General features: G+C 67.8%; 10 protein-coding genes. 2 read left to right on the forward strand and 8 right to left on the reverse strand.

Features of this window, described 5'->3' with window-relative positions; genetic code table 11:
- Positions 1–303 precede the first annotated feature (303 nt).
- Positions 304–3,366: an EAL domain-containing protein gene (locus tag WDC87_RS13520; protein WP_252745133.1), complete on the reverse strand. Its 3,063-nt coding sequence runs from the start codon at positions 3,364–3,366 to the stop codon at positions 304–306.
- A 176-nt stretch (positions 3,367–3,542) separates the two neighbouring features.
- Between WDC87_RS13520 and WDC87_RS13525 the strand changes: the two genes are divergently transcribed.
- The gene (locus tag WDC87_RS13525; RefSeq protein ID WP_072167725.1) at positions 3,543–5,654 is read left to right on the forward strand and encodes a M13 family metallopeptidase; all 2,112 of its coding nucleotides are present in this window, start codon (positions 3,543–3,545) and stop codon (positions 5,652–5,654) included.
- A 108-nt stretch (positions 5,655–5,762) separates the two neighbouring features.
- Here WDC87_RS13525 and WDC87_RS13530 read toward each other — a convergent pair whose 3' ends face one another.
- The gene (locus tag WDC87_RS13530) at positions 5,763–6,692 is read right to left on the reverse strand and encodes an oxygenase MpaB family protein (protein WP_072167724.1); all 930 of its coding nucleotides are present in this window, start codon (positions 6,690–6,692) and stop codon (positions 5,763–5,765) included.
- Between the two features lie 309 nt (positions 6,693–7,001).
- Between WDC87_RS13530 and WDC87_RS13535 the strand changes: the two genes are divergently transcribed.
- Positions 7,002–7,616 carry a hypothetical protein gene (locus WDC87_RS13535; RefSeq protein WP_049411437.1) on the forward strand — a complete coding sequence of 205 codons (615 nt, stop codon included), beginning with the start codon at positions 7,002–7,004 and terminating at the stop codon, positions 7,614–7,616.
- A gap of 39 nt (positions 7,617–7,655) precedes the next feature.
- Here the strand turns inward: WDC87_RS13535 and WDC87_RS13540 are convergent, their stop codons facing one another.
- The 6 genes from WDC87_RS13540 to WDC87_RS13565 form a co-directional block, all read right to left on the reverse strand.
- Positions 7,656–8,000: a hypothetical protein gene (locus WDC87_RS13540; protein ID WP_031270794.1), complete on the reverse strand. Its 345-nt coding sequence runs from the start codon at positions 7,998–8,000 to the stop codon at positions 7,656–7,658.
- A 34-nt stretch (positions 8,001–8,034) separates the two neighbouring features.
- The gene (locus tag WDC87_RS13545; protein WP_088496427.1) at positions 8,035–8,805 is read right to left on the reverse strand and encodes a LytTR family DNA-binding domain-containing protein; all 771 of its coding nucleotides are present in this window, start codon (positions 8,803–8,805) and stop codon (positions 8,035–8,037) included.
- Positions 8,795–10,054: a histidine kinase gene (locus tag WDC87_RS13550; protein ID WP_069140068.1), complete on the reverse strand. Its 1,260-nt coding sequence runs from the start codon at positions 10,052–10,054 to the stop codon at positions 8,795–8,797. Before WDC87_RS13550 ends, WDC87_RS13545 begins: the two co-directional genes overlap by 11 nt.
- Positions 10,055–10,115: 61 nt before the next feature.
- Positions 10,116–11,765 carry a M28 family metallopeptidase gene (locus WDC87_RS13555; RefSeq protein ID WP_072167722.1) on the reverse strand — a complete coding sequence of 550 codons (1,650 nt, stop codon included), beginning with the start codon at positions 11,763–11,765 and terminating at the stop codon, positions 10,116–10,118.
- Between the two features lie 248 nt (positions 11,766–12,013).
- A complete protein-coding gene (locus WDC87_RS13560) occupies positions 12,014–13,669 on the reverse strand; it encodes a CsgG/HfaB family protein (RefSeq protein ID WP_252745127.1) in 1,656 nt (551 codons plus the stop codon).
- A 16-nt stretch (positions 13,670–13,685) separates the two neighbouring features.
- Positions 13,686–14,363 (reverse strand): hypothetical protein, encoded by a 678-nt coding sequence (locus WDC87_RS13565; RefSeq protein WP_252745128.1) that lies wholly within the window; start codon positions 14,361–14,363, stop codon positions 13,686–13,688.
- Between the last annotated feature and the right edge of the window lie 44 nt (positions 14,364–14,407).

The raw sequence follows: 14,407 nt of genomic DNA on the forward strand, positions 1-14,407 counted from the left end.
CCAGCGACCGGCACTACCGTCATGCTTCGGCCGGGCGCCTGCCGGCCAGCGGCCGGCACTACCGTCATGCTTCGGTCGGATGCCTGCCGGCCAGCGGCCGGCACTACCGTCATGCTTCGGTCGGATGCCTGCCGGCCAGCGGCCGGCACTACCGTCATGCTTCGGTCGGGCGCCTGCCGGCCAGCGACCGGCACTACCGTCATGCTTCAGTCGGGTGTGCTGGCCGCTGGCCGGCAAATACGAAAATCCGTAATGTTTCGGTCGGCTAGTGCCGGCCGCTGGCCGGCAAATACGAAGCCCCGATCAGGCAGGGACTTCATCCAGCGCGTCGATGATCCGCTCCAGCGGCGCCGGCCGCCCCAGCAGGTAGCCCTGCACCTGGTCGCAGCCGTGCGCGGCCAGCCAGTCCAGCTGCCCCGGCGTTTCAACGCCCTCGGCGATGATGGTCAGGCCCATGCTGTGGCCGAGCGACAGCAATGCGCGGCAGATCGAGGCGTTGCGCGGATTGGTTTCCACGTCGGCGACGAAACTGCGATCGATCTTCAGGATGTCCAGCGGCAGGTGTTGCAGGTAGGACATGCTGGAATAGCCGGTGCCGAAATCATCCAGCGACACGCGGATGCCCTGCTCGTGCAGGCGTTGCATGGTCTGCATCGCCTGCGCCGGCTTGCGCATCAGGCTGCTCTCGGTCAGCTCCACGTGCAGTGCGCCGCGAGCCAGTCCGAACTCCTGCTGGACGCGGGTGAATTCGGCCACCAGGTCGCTGTTGAAGAACTGCACTGCCGACACGTTGACCGCGATCGGCAGCTCGCCCCAACCGGCCTCGACCAACCGGCGCTGTGCCTTCGCCGCGGCGCGGATCACCCAGCGGCCCAGTGCCAGGATCAACCCGGTGTCCTCGCACAGCTGGATGAACTCGTTGGGCGGGATGAAGCTGCCATCGGCCTGCGGCCAGCGCAGCAGTGCCTCCAGCGCGGCCGGGCTGCCATCGCTGGCATGCCGGATGGGCTGGAAATACAGCTGGAACTCGTTGTCGATGGCGGCGTGGATGCGCCCGGCCAGGCGCAGGCGGTCGGCCAGCCGCGTGGTCACTGCCGCATCGAACCAGACCACCACGTTGCCCTCGGCACGCGCCGCGTGCGCGGCCTGTGCGGCCATGCCGATCACCTGCTCGGCGCTGTGGCCGTCACCGGCAGTGTGTACGGCCACACCGATGCGCGGTTCGAACTGGTGCAGCGAATCCTTGCCACGCATCGGCGCTGACACGATCTGCAGCAGGTCATCCAGCACGCGCTGGGTATCGTGCTCGGCCCCGATCGCGAACACGAAGTCTTCCGCCGGCTGGAATGCCAGCGTGCCGCAACGCGCCCCCAGTCCACCGAGCCGGGTCGCCATCGACTGCAGGACCGCATCGCCGATCTCGCGGCCCAGCGTATCGGCCACAAGCTGCAGGCCACGCAACTGCACGAAGGCGATGGTGTAGCCCTGCTGCTGCTCGTCCAGCTGTTCGGTCAGGGCGCGCACGTTGAGCAGGCCAGTGGCCGGGTTGTGCCGTGCCCGATAGGCCAGGTCGCGCTCGTAGGCCAGCCTTTCGCTGACATCCTCGGCCAGCACGAGGCACGCCGGCTGTCCATCGAAATCGAGTTTGGACAGGTGTGCGCGCACCTCGAACACACTACCGTCCTTGCGCCGGTGCAGGCGCACGGTCGCGTCCGGAGGATCGCCCACCTGTGCGCGCTGGATGGCACCCCGCACCTCGTCCCAGCCTTCGCGCGGGCGGATGTCGAGGATGCTCATCGCCAGGAACTCGTCGCGGCTGTAGCCGTACTGGCGCACCGCAGCGTCGTTGACCTCGATGAAGCGCAGCGTATCCGGGTCGAACACCCAGAACGGTGCAGGATTGCGGTCGAACAGCAGCCGGAAGCGCCGTTCCACTTCGCTCACCTGCTCGCGCGCCTGGTAACGCTCGCTCAGGTCGGTCAGCGCGCCGATCATGCGCCGCTCGCTGTCGGCCACTTCCACCCGCTGCCCACGCGCGCCCACCCAGCGCACCTCGCCCCCGGGCAATACCAGGCGGAACACCTGGTCGAGCACGGCGCCGCCGGCGAATGCCTGGTCAAAGGCATGCTGCAGGCGCGCGGCATCGTCGCGGTGCACGCGTGCGAAGAAATCGGCCACCGGCAGCGCATCGGTCTGCACGCCAAAAATCTCGCGCGCCAGCGGCGACCAGCGCAGCAATGCGGCGTCCTCATCCACGTACCAGGTACAGACACGACCGACCTGGTGCGCAAGACGCAGCTCGGCGTGGCCTGTTTTCAGCTCCTCGGCCATCGCCTGCTGGCTGCGGGTGCTGCGCCGCACGGCGTACAGCAGCACCAGCAACACCGCGATGTAAGCCAGTACGATCGCCACCAACGCCTGCAGGTACGGCCACCACGGCGCCAGTACGTCTTCGTCGGCCAGGCCGACCTGCACCGCCAGCGGGCTGTGTTCCAGCGTGCTGATGGTCATGATGCGCGGTACGCCGTCGACCACACCCGGCACGCTGCCCAGCTCGACCACCGCCTGCGTGCCGAGCAGGTCACGGCGCGGCAGGCCGTAGCGGCGGCCCACCGTGCCGTGCGGATCAGGCACGCGGGCCAGCATGTAACCCTCGGCATCGCTGATCGAGACCAGTCCGTTGGGGCCGACATCGAGGCCGCCGACGATGCGTTGCAGTTCGCCACAGCGCAGCCGTGCCAGCAGCCAGCGTTCGCCGGCCATCGGCAGCGCCAACGGCACCACCCAACCGCCATCGCTGGCCCGCTGCGGCGGGCCGATGTACAGGGCGCTGCCCTGGCCACGACGCTGCGGGTCGGTCCACAGCGGCAGCTGCAGGTCGCCCTCGCCGGCCGTCAACGGTCGGCCATGGCGGTCGAGCACGGCGATGCTGTGCAGTTCGGCATGCCGGCCCAGCACCCCGCCGATGGAGGCATCCATCAAGGCCGGCGCCTGCGCCGGCACGCTGCGGAACAGCTCGGCGGCGTCGGCGGCGATGCCGGACATGGCGCGCTCCAGGTTGCGCAGTTCCAGCGCCAGCAGGCGCTCGCTGCCCACCGCCAGCGCCCGGCTCTGCCGCTGTGCCGCTTCCAGGCGGCGGTGGTAGTCATTGACCAGCATGAGGGTCAGGCCGGTTACCAGCAGCACGCCCAGCAGCACTCCGCCCCAGGTAATGGCGCGCAGCGGGCGGGCCAACGCGCGTTTCAGCGCGAGCATCGGCGGGTGTTCCTTGTGCAGTCGGCTGGCTTCATGCGCGAACGAATCCTCCACGTCCCCGACCTCAACGGCCGGTGCACGCCATTCTTGACGCCTGACCCGCCCCCGCATGGCCACCTCCCCGTGTCCGCGCAGGGCTCCAGGGTCCAGCATGCACCACCCCGGTGACGGCGTGAAGATCGCGTCTGCGCGTTCAGCCAGATCCTGCACAGGACGGGCGGCGCAAGGACGCGGCCAGTGGCGCCGGAGCGGATTAGACTTGGGGTTTTCCGCTGCAAGAGAAGTCCATGTCCAAGCTGCGCCGTCCCACCCTGGCGCTGGCCATCGTTGCCAGCCTGTCCCTGGCCGCCTGTGACCGCCCGGCCGAACCGGCCGCCGGTGCCACCGCGCCGGCCGATGCCGCCCCCGCTGCGGCCAAGCCGATGCTGGGCAGTTTCGGCTTCGATGCCAGCGGCATGGATCGCAGCATCGCCGCCGGCGACGACTTCTTCGGCTTCGCCAATGGCACCTGGGTGAAGAACACCGAGATTCCGGCCGACCGCTCGCGCTTCGGCAGCTTCAACGTCATTGCCGAGAAGACCCTGGCCGACACCCGCGCCATCCTTGAAGGGGCGGCCGGCAACACCAAGGCCAGCGGTGACGACAAGCTGATCGGCGACTACTACGCTGCCTACATGGACGAAGCCGGCATCGAGCAGCGCGGCGTTGCACCCGTGGAGCCGCAGCTGAAGGCGATCGATGCGATCGCCGACAAGGCCGGGCTGGCCCGCGCCCTCGGCGGCGACCTGCGCGCCGACGTCGACCTGCTCAATGCCACCAACTTCTACACCGACCGCCTGTTCGGCCTGTGGGTGTCGGTGGACCTGCTGCAGCCGGACCGCACCGCGCCGTACCTGGTGCAGGGCGGGCTGGGCATGCCCGACCGCGATTTCTACCTGGGCGGCGGCCGCATGGCCGAGCTGCGCAAGCAGTACCAGGCCTACATCGCGCAGATGCTGCAGCTGGCCGGTGTGGCCGATCCGGCCGGCAAGGCGCAGCGCATCCTGGCACTGGAAACGAAGATCGCGCAGGCGCATGCCACCCAGGAAGAAACCAATGATGTGACCAAGGGTGCCAATCCGTGGACCCAGGCCGACTTCAATGCCAAGGCGCCCGGCATGGACTGGAACGCCTTCCTCGACGCGGCCGCGCTGGGCAAGCAGCAGGACTTCATCGTGTGGCAGCCCAAGGCCGTGGCCGGCCTGTCCAGGCTGGTCGCCACCGAGCCACTGGAGGTGTGGAAGGACTACCTGGCCTTCCACGCGCTGGACCGTGCCGCCGCCTACCTGCCGAAGAAGTTCGCCGATGCCCGCTTCGCCTTCCATGGCACCGCGCTGAGCGGCACGCCGCAGCAGAGCGACCGCTGGAAGCGCGCCGTGGATGATGCCAACCATGCCGTCGGCGAAGCGATCGGCAAGCGCTATGTCGAGAAGCACTTCGACGCGAAGACCAAGGAACGCGCGGACGAGATGGCCAAGAACATCATCGCCGCCTTCGCCAAGCGCATCGACGCGTTGGCGTGGATGTCCCCGCAGACCAAGGCGAGCGCCAAGGCGAAGGTGGCCGGCCTGACCGTGGGCATGGGCTATCCGGAAAAGTGGCGCGACTACACCGGCCTTGAGATCCGCCGTGATGACCCGCTGGGCAATGCGCAGCGCGCCGAGCTGTTCGAGTACCAGCGCAACATCGCCAAGCTGGGCAAGCCGGTCGACCACAGCGAGTGGGCGATGCTGCCGCAGACCATCAACGCGATGAACGTACCGCTGGAGAATCGCCTGGTGTTCCCGGCCGCGATCCTGCAGCCGCCGTTCTTCGACGGCGCCGCCGACGACGCGGTGAACTACGGTGCGATCGGCGCGGTGATCGGCCACGAGATCAGCCATGGCTTCGACAACGCCGGCGCGCTGTTCGATGAAACCGGCAAGCTGCACAACTGGTGGACCGCCGAGGACCTGAAGCAGTTCAACGCCGCCGGTGATGCGCTGGCCGCGCAGTTCAGCAGCTACGAGCCGTTCCCCGGCGTGCATGTGAACGGCAAGCTGACCCTGGGCGAGAACATTGCCGACGTGGCCGGCCTGGGCACCGCCTACGATGCCTACCAGCTGTCGCTGCAGGGCAAGCCGGGCCAGACCCTGGAAGGCTTTACCCCGGACCAGCGCTTCTTCCTCGGCTTCGCCCAGGCGTGGCGCAGCAAGAGCCGCGAGCAGGCGCTGCGCAACTCGCTGCTGACCGATGTGCATGCACCGGGCCAGTTCCGCGCACTGACCGTGCGCAACATCGACGCCTGGTACCCGGCGTTCGAGGTGAAGGAAGGCCAGAAGCTGTACCTGGCCCCGGACAAGCGGGTCAAGGTGTGGTGATGTAACCGGAACGGGCGCCGCAAGGCGCCCGTTTCACTTGCGGGTAGCTGCCAACCTTGGTTGGCGCTTCCGCGGCACCGCGAAAAGCGTGCCAACCAAGGTTGGCACCTACCAGGCAACCGCGGGCCACTCGCGCAGGATCTCCACCGGCGCGCCCATGCGTGCACAGGCGCGGCTGGCGAGGCCGTCGGGCAGCGCACGGCGGAACAGCGGCGCCATGCCCTGCATCAGCTTCGCAGACGCCGCAGCCTGGGCGCGCTGACGGCCACTGCGTGCAAGCATGCCTTCGGCCCAGTCCGGCAGCAGCGCCGCGCCCGCACCGAGGAACACCTCGCGCGACAGCCCCGGCACCGGTACCGGCAGGCGCACGCCGGACAGCACCTCCAGCACCTCGCGCGAGCGCTCATCCACACGCAGCTCCGGCTGACGTGCACAGAAGTACGCCGCCACTTCCGCTTCGCTGCGCGGCACATCCACCGCGCCCAGTGCCTCGGCCACGCAACGGTACTCGTCGTAATAGCGATCGGCGATGTGCGCCGGCACCTCGCGCCCGTAGCGTCGGAACCCCTGCAGGAAACCGAAGGCTTCGGTCACGTGCACCCAGGTCAGCAACTGCGGATCGTCGGCGGCGTAGGGCTCGCCCTGCGCGGTCTGGCCGCGGATCTGCGCATGGATGCGGCGCACCCTGGCCACCAGCGCCTCCACCTCGCCGCTGGGCGCATAGCTGGTGCCGGCGACGAAGGCGGTGGTGCGGCGCAGCCGACCCACCAGGTCCTGGCGGAAATTGGAGTGGTCATAGACCCCGGCCAGCGCGCGTGGGTGCAGGGTCTGCAGCATCAGCGCGCACAGGCCACCGGCGAGCATCGAGGGAAATTCGGCGTGCAGCCGCCAGGTGACGCTGTCCGGCCCGAACCAGCCCGGGTCGCCCTGCGGATGGTCGTAGTCGATACCACTCTGGCCGCGCGGGAAGGCGTCCAGTACCCAGCGTCGGATCGGCGCCGTGACGGGGCGGGAGAGTCGCTGCAGCAAAGCCGGCATCACAGGTCCAGGAGAGGCGGAAGAACAGTCGCGTCTTGCGCGGTTGGCTCCGATTCTCGGCGATCACGCCTCCGGCGGCGAGCCTCCCCGCTCAGCGACGGTTTCATGTGCGGCCGCAGCACGTTTCACCCTGCGACATCCTGTCGCAGGCCGTGACTGCGCTGCTGCATTGCATCAATTTTCACTCCCGCCGGTCAAACCCTTGCGCCGCTTGGCATTGCCCCCATTGCACGGCTCGCTGGAAGTGCTAGAACTGGATCCGCCACACCGTCCAATGCTGATCGACGCACGTTCCACAAGGAGCCAGCCATGATTGCCTTGTTCAAGGGTTTGGGAATTCTGCTTCGCGACAACGAGCTCTACAGCAGCCCGTTCGACAAACAGGTGGCGCACTGGCGCAACCTCAGCGAGCAGCAGATCCGCGATGAAGTGGCTGTGCTGGCCCAGGCCAAGTGCCAGTGGCTGATCGCCTCGATCGTCGGCTGGCAGGCGGCCTCGCTGCTGATCCTGGGCCTGATCGCCAACTACCTGTGGCGCGACGACTTCCATATCACCTTCACCCGCGTGGTGATCGTGTTCGGCTCGTGGGTCTCGATCCTGTTCGTGATCTGGTTCATGGCCAACATGTTCGATCAGCAGGCCGGCTTCGAGCGCTGGATGAAGGCGTTCAACAGCCGCGCCCGCATCAGTTCCAAGGCCGACAGCGTGGAGCACGTGGCCGAGGCGCTGGACCTGGCCGAGCACTACCCGGAAGTGCTGGACTATAAGCAGGCGGTCACCGCCAGGCGCGAACTGCGCCACGAGGACATCCGCATCATGACCGAGATCGGCCGGATGAAGCAGCACTCCGAACTGGTCGGCCGCCTCAACCATGTGGGCGAGACCGAGCACCATCACGACCTGACACTGCAACCTGCCTACTGAGCCTTCAGGGAAGCGGGGGGACCCACACTGCCACCGTGATCACTCACGGTGGCAGTGTTCTATCGGGTCCTGGCTGACGCACTGGCGGAAGCCGTCGGGTAGCCCACGCATGGCCTCGGTCTTGCCTGCTGCAACGGCGAACCGGCGCAGCGGCGGTGTGGTGCACGCGGCATCGGTGCTGCACGCTGGGTCCAGCACCAGGTAATGGCAGTGGCCACTGCTGCTGGCAATGCACTGAAAGCGCGCCTCGCCATCGACCACCGTACTCTTGCTGTACAGCGTGTCCACGCCGTTGGCATGGGTGCGGGTGATCGAGGTGTTGCGGGATTTTTCGCAGCCGGCCAGTGCCAGCACGGCAACGCACGCAATCAGCAGACGGGACATGTTCATTCCTCGGTGCAGGGGGATGCGGCTGCGGCTACATGCCGCGGAACAGGCTCATGAACGGCTGGCTGACCACCAGCGTCTCCGTGCGCCCGCGCAGGCGCAGCACGCCGCGCCCGGTATCGTCGCGGCTGACCGCCGCCACTGCCTTCATGTTGACGATGGTCGAACGATGGATCTGGCGGAAGTGCTGCGCATCGAGCACTTCCAGCAGCTCGCGTAATGGCGTGCGCAGCAGGCTTTCGCCGCTGGCGGTGACCACGGTCGTGTACTTGTTGTCCGCGCGGAAGTACGCCACGTCTTCCAGCATGATCAGCTGCGTCTCGCGCCCGTTGCTGGCGGTGATCCAGGCCAGTGGCGGGCGCTCGGCCGCGCCCTGCGACGGGCCCAGCCGCTGCAGCAGGCGCTCGAGCACGGCATCGTCCTGGCGCGTCGATGGCAGCCGCGACAGGATGCGTTCGCGGGTGGCCAGCAGGCGCTCGTCGCTGACCGGCTTCAACAGGTAATCCATCGCGCCCTGCTCGAACGCATCGATGGCGTACTGGTCGTAGGCGGTGACGAACACTACCTGGGTGCGCGGGCTCAGCTCGGACAGCGCGCGTGCCACCTCGATGCCGCTGATGCCAGGCATGCGGATATCGAGAAAGGCGATGTCCGGCTGCTTCTCGGCCAGCTGCTCCAGCGCGCTGGCGCCGTCCTCGCACTCGGCCACCAGCTTCAGGTCCGGCCACAGCCGGCGAAGTTGCTCCACCAGCGACTGCCGCAGCAGTTCTTCGTCTTCAGCGATCAGTGCCTCAAGCGGCATGGCTGCGCTCCTTGTGCGACTGCGGCAGGGTCATGGTCGCTGCCACGCCACTGGGGAAGTTGGCGACGATCGCCACGCCGGCCTGCTCACCACAGGTCAGGCGCAGGCGCTCGCGCAGGTTCTTCAGGCCGATGCCGGTACCACTGGTGCCCTGGCCGAAGCCGAGCCCATCGTCGGCCACGGTCACCGTCACGTGGTCATCGAAGCCGCGCGCCAGGATCCAGATCGTGCCTCCGCCGGGCTTGGGTTCAAGGCCATGCTTGATCGCGTTTTCCACCAGCGTCTGCAGCGCCATCGCCGGCAGGTGCACGCCATGCAGTTCGCTGGGCACCTGCACTTCCACCGCCAGCCGTGCGCCCATGCGGATGCGCAGGATCTCCAGGTAGGCGCGGGTGCGTTCCAGCTCCACGCCCAGCGTGGACACCGATTCGTCCACCTGTGGCAACGAGCTGCGCAGGTACTGGATCAGGTGGCCGAGCATCTGCTCGGCCCGTGCCGGGTCGGTGCGGGTCAATACCTGCGCGTTGGCCAGCGTGTTGTAGAGGAAGTGCGGTTCCACCTGCGCATGCAGCAGGTTCAGCCGCGCCACCGACAGTTCCTTTTCCACCTGGGTCTGTTCGGCCGCAGCCTGTTCGTCGCGGCGCTGGTCGGCGACGCGGCGACTGATCGCACGGGTGACTGCTTCAGCGTTCTCGAAGTTGCTGCCCTCGTCCAGCGCCAGCAGGTCGGCCCACCAGCCGGCATCGGGTTCGAACAGCAGGGTAACGGTGCTGGTGCCCTGCCCCGGCGTGACCGTTGCCAGCACGCTGTTGCGCTTGATCGCCAGCCGCGCAGGCAGGTTCCAGCGCGACGGCTGGCGGCCATTCCAGAGATCGACCCGGCGCACATAGGCGCGCACCTGCAGGCTGCCGGCCGAGCTTTCCACGTCTTCCACGCGGGGTAGTTCGGAGATCGCCGCCTCCACCACCGAGAAGGCGTGGCCGGCGTCCATCGGCAGTTCGATCTGGCGGCGCTGGCGACCGGACAGGGTGGTGGCGTCCAGGCGACCGGCCACCAGCCAGACCCGGCGGATGTGGGTGATGGCACTGCCCAGCGCGGAAATGATCAGGAACATCGCCAGCAGGCCGAAAATCCAGCCCGGGCCATCGTTCATGCCACTGAAGATGCCGCTCCAGACCATGCCAGCGACGAACAGCGCCGCAGCCCAGGCCAGCAGGTGACGGAACAGGAGTGAGAGGCTGGCGAACACGGCGGCGCCTTGGAGGAAGGAGGTGAGCCGAGCATAGGGCGGCCGGCACTACCGGTGCTTCTTACTTGCGCTGGCCGGCGCTGGCGTCACGCACGGCGCGGAACGACTCGTCCTTGCTCCAGTTCGGCCAGGCACGGGAGTTGGCCAGCTGGTTGCCCAGCGTGTACAGCACTTCCAGGTCGCGGGCGGCACCGGCGAACACCCAGTCCGGCTGCCATTCGTCGCCCTGCTGGTGGTAACGCTTGGCGGTGTAGTCCTCGGAGGCTTTCTTGCCTGCGGCGACGCCACCGTCCACCCAGTCCTGGCCGGCCGACCAGGACAGCGCCGGCACGCCACGCTTGGCGAACGGGAAGTGATCGGAGCGGAAGAACAGGCCCGCTTCCGGCTTCGGGTCCGGCGTGTAGCGGATATCCCAGCCCTTGGCCACGTCCTTCAGCTGGTCCAGCAGCTCGAAACGCGCGGCGCCGTAGATGCCGAAGTCACGCGACGGGCCGAACGGCGCCATGCCGTCCATGTTGATCACCGCCACGGTCTTTTCCAGCGGGTACAGCGGATGGGTGGCGTAGTACTCCGACCCCAGCAGGCCCTTTTCCTCGGCGGTGACCGCCAGGAACAGCAGCGAGCGCTCCGGGCGCTTTTCCTTGGCGAAGCCACGGGCAAGCTCGATCAGCGAGGCGGTACCGCTGGCGTTGTCCAGTGCGCCGTTGAAGATGCGGTCGCCACGCGCGTCCGGCTCGCCCACGCCGATGTGGTCCCAGTGCGCGCTGTAGATGATCGTCTCGTCCGGGTGGCGGCTGCCTTCCAGGCGTGCGGCCACGTTGTGCGAGGTGATCACTTCGGTCTTCACCGCGTACTTCGCGTCCAGGCTGGCGCCGGTCAGCGGCACCGGGGTGAAGTCGCGCTGCTGCGCCTTCTTCTTCAGCGCCTCGAAGTCCTGCCCGGCGGAGCGGAACAGCTCCACCGCCAGGTCGCGCTGGATCCAGCCTTCCAGCAGCGGGTGGCTTTCGGCCGGGTTGTCGCGCACCACGTCGAACATGGTGTTGGTGTTGGAACCGGCCACGGTGGCCCAGCCATAGGAGGCCGGTGCGGTCTCGTGCACGATCAGCACGCCCAGTGCACCCTGGCGCGCGCCTTCCTCGTACTTGTAGGTCCAGCGGCCGTAGTAGGTCATGCCCTTGCCGTCGAAATCACCCTGGCCGGTCTCGAAGTCCGGATCGTTGATCAGTACGACGGCGATCTTGCCCTTCAGGTCCACGCCCTTGAAGTCGTCCCAGTTGCGCTCCGGCGCTTTCACGCCATAGCCGAGGAACACCAGCGGGGCCTTGCTGATGTCGACGTTGCTGGCGCCGTTCATGGCGGCGCGCACGGCAATCTGCTTGCCCTGCTCCAGCGCAACGGTCTTGCCGCCCTGGTGCAGCGCCAGCTGCGGTGTGCCGACGATGTCGCCCTTGCGCAGCGGCACGGCCTGGGTCCACAGGCGCTTGCCGTCCTTCAGGTCGCCGCCCGGCTGCAGCCCGGCATCGGCGAACTGCTTGCTGAGATAGGCGATGGTCTTCTCTTCGCCAGCGGTGGCCGGCGAGCGGCCTTCGTAGGCGTCGGAGGCCAGTTCCTTGACGTCGGCGGAGATCCGCGCGCCATCGAATTTCGGGGTGGCCGCCATCAGTGCGCTCGACACCGACAGGGCCAGCACGCCCAGTACCACTCGTTTCATTGCTCTCTCCAGCAGGGAAATCCTTCTGGAGTGTAATGGGATTCGGCAGGGCTGCGCCCTGCGCCTGCCGAAACAACGGCAACAGCCGAAGCAACAGCAAAAGCTGGTTTCCTGAGGGTAGGCGGGGTGGGTCCGGCTGCTGTTGGTGGGGTCTCGACCTTGGTCGACACGAACGGAAACACGAAGGGGTCAGATCCCTTTCCCGGCAGGAAAGGGCTCTGACCCCATCTGTGTGTTGCTTGGGCGTGTTACCAGTTCGGGTCTTCGGCCGGGGCGGCAGCAGGCTTGGGCTTCGGCTTGGCCACCGGGCGCGCGGCGGTAGCCGGTGCTGCCGAGGCCGTTGCGCCAGCAGCAGCGGCAGCCGGCTTGCTGCCCAGCTTCTGGCGCAGTTCGATCTGGCCCGGACGGAAGCCGCCGCGCATCGCGTCAACGCCATCTTCGATGGTGCCGTACGAGGTCTGCGCAGCCACGCGGTCGATGCGGATGGTGCAGCACGGGTGTTCGCTGCGGCCCAGCGAACGGCCGGTCTGCGGGTCCTTCAGTTCCTCGCCCAGGCGCACGGCCTGCCAGCGCTGGCCGGCCTGCACGGTGTCACCGCCCTGGCTCAGCACCACCTGGTCACCGTCCACCGACACCACCGATACCGGGAACAGCGTGGTGACGATGCTGGTGCCGATCTGGCCGGACAGCGATTCCATCATCGCCGCAGCCATGTTGCGGCCGTTGACCACACGCGGCAGGGTGCTCGGGCCGGTCGAGGCCAACTGGTGGTCGAAGCTGTCGGACATCACCACCTGGCCGGTGGTGGCGTTGATCAGGCGCAGGGTGATGCGGCCGCCACCGGAATACGAGGTCACCTGGCGGTCGGACATGCGCAGGTTGCGCACGCTGCGCGGGTACTCGAAGCGTTCGATGGTCGGGATCAGGATCAGGTCGGTCGCCAGCTGCTGGCCGACGCGGGCAGTGTCCTGCAAACGCACGTTGCCGCTGTTGATGTGGTCGATCTCGGCCTGCAGTTCGTCGCCGAACTCGCGATCCAGCACGATGAAGCGCTGGGTCTGGGTCAACGTGTCGGACAGGCGTGCGCGGATCGCGTCGGCCACTTCATCGGCGCTCACGCGGCCATCGCCCACGGCATAGCTGCCGGCCTTCGTACGCGGCAGCGCGACCACGATCTTCGGCTTGCCCTGCTCGTCCGGTGCGCGGTACTGGGCGATCTGGGCACGCACGCGTACCTTCCAGTAGCTGCGCATGCTGCGGTGGGTCACGTCGGAATCGAACGAGCTTGCGCCACGCTTGGCATCGACGCTGACCTTCTCGTCGTAGCTTTCCCTGACGCTGGCCGAGGCACCGCCGCCCTTGGCCGTGGCTTCGCCAGAGGCGCTGGCAGAGGCCGAGCCCTTGAAGCTCCAGCCTTCATCGCTGGCGCGCACGCGGGCGATGGTTTCCTCGTCCAGCTGCCGCACTTCGTCCTGCGACAGGATTTCATAGCCCAGCACCGCGCCCTGCGAGCCGGCGATCATCTGCTGGGTGAACGCGTCGGCGCGGATATCGCCGACGTGTTCATCATCCACGTCCACATGCAGGCCTGCGCGCAGGCTCTGCATCTGGCTGGCCACGCGTACGCCGTTGACCTGCGCCACCGCCGACTGCAGCGCCGCCAGCACCGCCAGTTCCGGGGTGCTGCCGATGCCGTCGGCCTCGCGCGCGACCTGGGTGGTGCCGCCGAAATCCGGCGTGCCACGCAGGGGCGCTGCTTCCACTGGCGCATTGCTGGCCAGTGCACTGGTTGCCTTGTCCTTGGCGGGTGTGGGCGCATCGGCGGCCGGGGTGTCCTGCTTGCCGCAGGCTGCAAGCAGCACGGCAGCCAGGCCCAGGCCGATCAAACGGGAGGTCGTACGCATGGGGTTGATCCTCGGATCAGATCGAGTCGAGCATCGAATCGGCGTTCGACGGCACCTTCACCTTGCTCTTCTTGGCGAAGGTCACGGCCGACTTGGTCGAGCCGTACAGGCCCTGGATGAAGCCCGGCGATTCCTTGGCCACCCATGCACCGGCAGCCAGCTTACGGCCGACGGTCGCCATCTGGGTGGCGCCCAGGTTCTTCATGCCGGCGGTGAAGTTGCTGGCTTCGCCGCCCAGCTTCTGCGCTTCGGCAGCCGACGCCAGCAGCGAGACCAGGCCTTCGGCATAGTGCTGCTTGGATTCAGCGTTCAGCTCCGGCTGCGCGGCCTGGCGCTCGTCGATCGCGGCCTGAGCGGCTTCGCTGACCGACACCGACTTCTTCATCGCATCGACGCTGACCGAACCCGACGACAGCGCCTGGCGCTCGGCTTCCAGCAGCTGCACCTGCTCGGCCAGGCCGAAGGCACGGGCGAACGAGGTCTGGGCCTGCAGCGAGTGCGACTGCGAGCTGACGAAACGACGCACCAGTGCTTCCTGCGCGGCTTCATCCGGTGCGACGGCGCTGGAGGCGCTGCTGCTGGAGGTACCGGTGGCGGCGCCGGCCAGGTCCTTCAGCTTGCCCAGGCCAGCGTGCGCCGGCATCGACAGGGTGGCGGCCGCGATGGCCAGGACAAGAGCGGTATTGCGGATCATGTGAGAGTCCTTTGGGAGAGACGGCCGCGGTGCGGCACGTGGGG

This window comes from Stenotrophomonas maltophilia group sp. Smal12, assembly GCF_037079935.1.
Lineage (GTDB): Bacteria > Pseudomonadota > Gammaproteobacteria > Xanthomonadales > Xanthomonadaceae > Stenotrophomonas > Stenotrophomonas sepilia.